The following is a 4,620-nucleotide window of genomic DNA, read 5'->3' as shown; positions in this document are numbered from 1 at the left end:
GAGCCAGCGGTTCCTGGGCCGCTCCGAGAACCTCGACGACGGTGCGCAGCGCATCCTCGTCCGGATGCTTGGCGGCGAAGAAACGGCGCAGCCCCAGGTCCTCGGGCCGGTAATGCAGCACCGCCTGAGCGGGCGCGCCGTCCCGCCCGGCACGGCCGATCTCCTGGTGGTAGCTGTCCAGCGAATCGGGGATGTCCGCGTGCACCACGAAGCGCACATTCGGTTTGTCGATGCCCATGCCGAAGGCGTTCGTCGCGACCACCAAGTCCAGCCCATCTTCGAGGAACTGTTCGTGGATCCGCTGCCGGTCCGCCTTCGTCCGTCCGGCGTGGTAGCCGTCGGCTCGCAGCCCGCGGTCAGCCAGCAGCCCGGCATAGTATTCGGTCTCCTTGCGGGTGCCGACGTACACCAGGCCCGGCGCCTGCCCGTCCCGGCACAGCGCCTCCACCTGTTCCACCACCGCCCGGCGCTTGCCCTCGTCCTCCGGATGGCGGACCACGGCCAGGCCCAGGTTCGGCCGGTCGAACCCCTGCGCGGTCACGTACGGGTCCCGCAGGCCCAGGCGTTCGATGATCTCCGCCTGCACTGGCGTGGCCGCGGTGGCCGTCAAGGCCACGGTCGGCGGACGGTCTCCGCCCGCAATGTCCTCAGCGATCGCCCCCAGCCGCAGATAGTCCGGCCGGAAATCGTGGCCCCAGGAGGAGATGCAGTGCGCTTCATCCACAACCAGCAGCGAGATGTCCAGGCCGCGCAGCCGCTCGGAGACCTCTTGCCGGACCAGCTGCTCCGGGGCCAGGAACAGGAACTTGGCCGCCCCGGATTCCGCGGCTGCCCAGGCTGCGTACTGTTCGGCGGCCGTGGCCGCCGAGTTGAGCGCGAACGCCCGCTCCCCGCCCAGGGCTGCGTTGATATCGTCCACCTGGTCCCGCTGCAGCGCAATGAGCGGGGAAATCACGACGGCGGCACCCGGCAGGGCGAGGGACGGCACCTGGTAGACAGCGGACTTGCCGTACCCGGTGGGCATGACGGCGAGCACGTCGCGGCCCTGTACGGCCGCTTCCATGGCTTCCAGCTGACCCGGCCGGAAGGACTCCCAGTCGAAGGCCGATTCTGCGGTCCGGCGCAGGTCTTCCCGTCCGGGCTGCTTCTGGTGTTGCGGCATGTGTTGCCTTCCTCTGGACTCTTGCGTCAATGGTAAGCACACTGATAACAGTTGATGACAACGCGGGTCTTTTACGGCTGGTCTTTCCGGCTGGCCATTACTGCACGATCGAAGGAGCACAGGATGGGCGACGACAAGCTGCAGGATGCGATCGACAATGCCGTGGCGGACCTTGGCAAGACGCAGGAACCGGGCCACGGGCCCAAGAATCCTGAATCCTCCGGGGAGGAAGCGCCTGTGGGTTCCAGCATCAGCGAAGCCAGCAATGCCGAGGTGCCGGACACGGACGCCGGGCCTGCCGGCGGGCCCGCGTCCGGGCCGGCGGCGGAAGCGGATCAGGAGTCCGGCCCGGACGACCGCGGGCTGACCACCAACACGACGCCGAGCGACTGACGGGGGGCTGAGGTTCCGGCCGGGCTCAGTTGAGGGCCCGGCCGGTTTGCTGTGACCGAACTGCAACTTAACCGTTGAACCATGCAGCCGTGCTCATCGTTTAGTAAGGCACAGCACGCCATGAGAAAACTCTCATCAGTGGCTCATACTCGATTAATACGTTTGCGTCACTATTGATCTCCAAGGACACCATCGCCGCCCCTCAGGCGACGCTCCGGAGGAGAAAATGCATACCTGCCAGCGGGATGGAGACGAGATCCGCGTTGTTCTCTATTCCCACGATTCCCAGGGACTTGGCCACATCCGCCGGAACCTGGCAATAGCCCACGCCCTGGCTGAACGGCTGCCGGGGCTGACCGGCCGCAAGGTCAACGGGATCCTGGTCACGGGCGAAAGCACCGCCACCAGCTACGGGCAGCCCGTCGGATGGGACTGGCTGGTCCTGCCGGGCATCGCCAAGCACGGGGCGGTCTATGCGCCCCGCTACCTGGATATGGAGATGCGGCAGCTGATCGGCCTGCGCGCCGGCGTCATCGAAGCAACTCTCGTGGGGTTCCAGCCGGATCTGGTGGTGGTGGACCGCCACGCTTTCGGCGTCGACGGGGAGCTGATGAAATCCCTGGCGGTCATCCGGGCCAGCAGGCCCGAGTGCCGGATTGTGCTGGGCCTGCGGGAAGTGCTGGACAGCCCCGACGTTGCCCGCCGCGAGTGGGAGAGCCTGGGCAGCATGGGCTACGTGCGGCAGATCTTCGACGAGCTGTGGGTCTACGGGGACCCAGGGGTGCACGATCCGGTCAGCTCCGGTGAAATTCCGCCGCAGCTGAAGGACAGAGTCCGGTTCACCGGCTATCTGTCGCTGGGCCGGCCGTGCCCGCAGCCGACGACGCCGATTCAAATGCCGTACCTGCTGACCACTGTGGGAGGCGGTGCGGACGGCTTTGCCCTCACCCTGGCTGCAGCCAGGGCCAAGGTGCCCCAGGGCTATCACCATCTGGTGATCACCGGGCCGCAGATGCCGGAGGCCCAGCAGGCCAGCGTCAAGGAAGCCGCCCGCAAACGGACGCGCGTGGTGACGTCCATTCCTGACGCGCTGGCCCGGATCAAGGCGGCGAGCGCCATCGTGACGATGGGCGGCTACAACTCCATCTGTGAAGTCATGAGCACGAACGTGCCTGCCCTGGTGGTGCCGCGCATCTGGCCCCGGCGCGAACAGCTGATCCGGGCCAAGACCATGGTGGCCCACGACCTCATGGACATGTGCCTGCCGCAGGATCTGAACCGCCATGTGCTGCAGGACTGGTTCCTGGACGTGATCGGCAGCACCTCGGACCGGGGCAGGATCAATCTGTCCGGCCTGGCGGCGGTGCCGATGCTGGCGGCGAATCTGGTGGCCTCCTCCAACAGCGAAGCCCTCCGGAGGCGCCGGGCCGATCCCGGCGGAGCAGAGCCTAGCGGAGTTGAGCCGGAAACACTTCGGCGCCAGGAAAGGGCCGGGGCCTAGCCGGGCGGCCGGGGAAAGACGGGTGTTGCGATGCTGCAGGCAGATTCCGAGGGCTTCCGGATCGGGTACGTCCTGAAGGTCTACCCGCGGTTCTCCGAGACGTTCATTGTCACCGAGATCCTGGCGCGCGAAGCCGCGGGCGAGCAGCTGGAGATCTTCTCCCTGCGTCCGGCTGCGGATCCCAGGTTCCATCCGGAGCTGGCCAGGGTCAAGGCACCGGTGACCTATGTTCCGCGCCCGTTCAAGCTCAGCGAGGGCTGGGAGGTCATGGCGCAGGCCGTCGGCACCGTGCCGGACTTCGCGGCGCGCTATGCCGAACTGCTCCCGGAACTGGCACCGATGGACCCGGACGAGGTCTACCAGGGGGTGGGACTGGCCCGGCTGGCCATCGAGCGCCGGATCGGCCACCTGCACGCGCACTTCGGTTCCGCCGCCGCTCGCACGGCGGAAATCGCTGCCCGGCTGGCCGGGATCACCTACTCCTTCACCATGCACGCGAAGGACATCTTCCACCAAAGCGTCGATTACTCCCGGCTGCGGCAGGCGATGAAGAACGCCGACCATGTGATCACGATCAGCGACTACAACTACCGTTTCCTGCGGAACATGTTCAGCGAGGAAACCCGGAACCTGCATCTGGTGTACAACGGGCTGGAACTGGACCGCTTCCCGTTCCGGCCGCCGGACCCGCCGGACAGTGTGCTGCGCGTCGCCGCGGTCGGCCGCCTGGTGGAGAAGAAAGGTTTCTCCATGCTGATCGATGCGGCCGAGGAACTGGCCAAGCGCGGCACCCGGGTGGAAGTGCGCATCGCCGGCGACGGTGATCTTGCCGAGGACCTGGCCGCCAGGATCGCGGCCGCGCGGCTGGAGGACACGGTCTTCCTGCTGGGTCCGCAGACCCAGCAGGAGGTTTTTGAGCTGCTGCGCTGGGCGGATGTGCTGGCGGCCCCGTGCGTTGTGGGAGCGGACGGCAACGCCGACGGCCTGCCGACGGTCCTGCTCGAAGCCATGGCCATGGGGGTACCGGCGATAGCCAGCGATGTGACGGGTATCCCGGAAGTGGTCCATCCAGGCGATGGGGCGGAGGAGCAGACTGGCGTCCTGGTGCGCACGGGGGTGCTGGCCGATCTGGTGACAGCACTGGAAACGGTCGCCGGCCCGGACTTCGACCGCGGTGCCGTCGCAGCGGCGGCACGCAGGCTGATTGAAACGGACTTCGATTCCCGCCGGCAGGCCGCCCAGCTGCGCGGCCTACTGAGCCGTGTAACCGGACAGGCCGAGCCCGCAGCCCCCGGCAGGGGGTCCGCAGCCTCCGTCACCGCGCCCGCGGCACCGGACGTCCCCTCACCCCTTGCTGAGGCGCTGTGATGCAGGTGGCCTATTTCTGCACAGATCCGGGCATCCCCGCTTTCGGCCGCAAGGGGGCCTCCGTGCACGTGCAGGAAATGATCCGCTGCTGGCGCAAGCGCGGTGCCGCCGTCACGCTTTACTGCACGCGCCGCGGGGAGGACATGCCGCCCGACCTGGCTGACCTGGAGATGGTCTGCCGGCCCGTGCCCCAGGC

At 67.6% G+C, this 4,620-nt stretch carries 4 protein-coding genes and 1 pseudogene; 4 read left to right on the top strand and 1 reads right to left on the bottom strand.

The window, feature by feature from the left end; all coding sequences use genetic code 11:
- On the bottom strand, nucleotides 1-1,162 hold a 1,162-nt coding region (locus AC5RW2_RS40545), incomplete at its 3' end, for a RecQ family ATP-dependent DNA helicase (RefSeq protein ID WP_494075260.1).
- Between the two features lie 123 nt (nucleotides 1,163-1,285).
- Between AC5RW2_RS40545 and AC5RW2_RS40540 the strand changes: the two genes are divergently transcribed.
- The 4 genes and pseudogenes from AC5RW2_RS40540 to AC5RW2_RS40525 form a co-directional block, all read left to right on the top strand.
- Complete coding sequence (locus tag AC5RW2_RS40540; RefSeq protein ID WP_494031713.1) at nucleotides 1,286-1,555, top strand: hypothetical protein; 270 nt, start codon at nucleotides 1,286-1,288, stop codon at nucleotides 1,553-1,555.
- 226 nt (nucleotides 1,556-1,781) lie between these two features.
- Nucleotides 1,782-3,056, top strand: a complete 1,275-nt coding sequence (locus tag AC5RW2_RS40535) for a glycosyltransferase family protein (protein WP_494031712.1) — start codon at nucleotides 1,782-1,784, stop codon at nucleotides 3,054-3,056.
- A gap of 30 nt (nucleotides 3,057-3,086) precedes the next feature.
- Nucleotides 3,087-4,424, top strand: coding sequence for a glycosyltransferase family 4 protein (locus AC5RW2_RS40530; RefSeq protein ID WP_494031711.1), 1,338 nt, complete (start codon nucleotides 3,087-3,089; stop codon nucleotides 4,422-4,424).
- A pseudogene (locus AC5RW2_RS40525) lies at nucleotides 4,424-4,620 on the top strand (glycosyltransferase family 1 protein); the annotation flags it as partial. The gene AC5RW2_RS40530 and the pseudogene AC5RW2_RS40525, both read left to right, overlap by 1 nt.

It is taken from the genome of Arthrobacter sp. B0316-1-20 (genome assembly GCF_059091865.1).
Note: the sequence above shows the minus strand (reverse complement) of the source record. Positions and strands in the feature narration are given on the sequence as shown.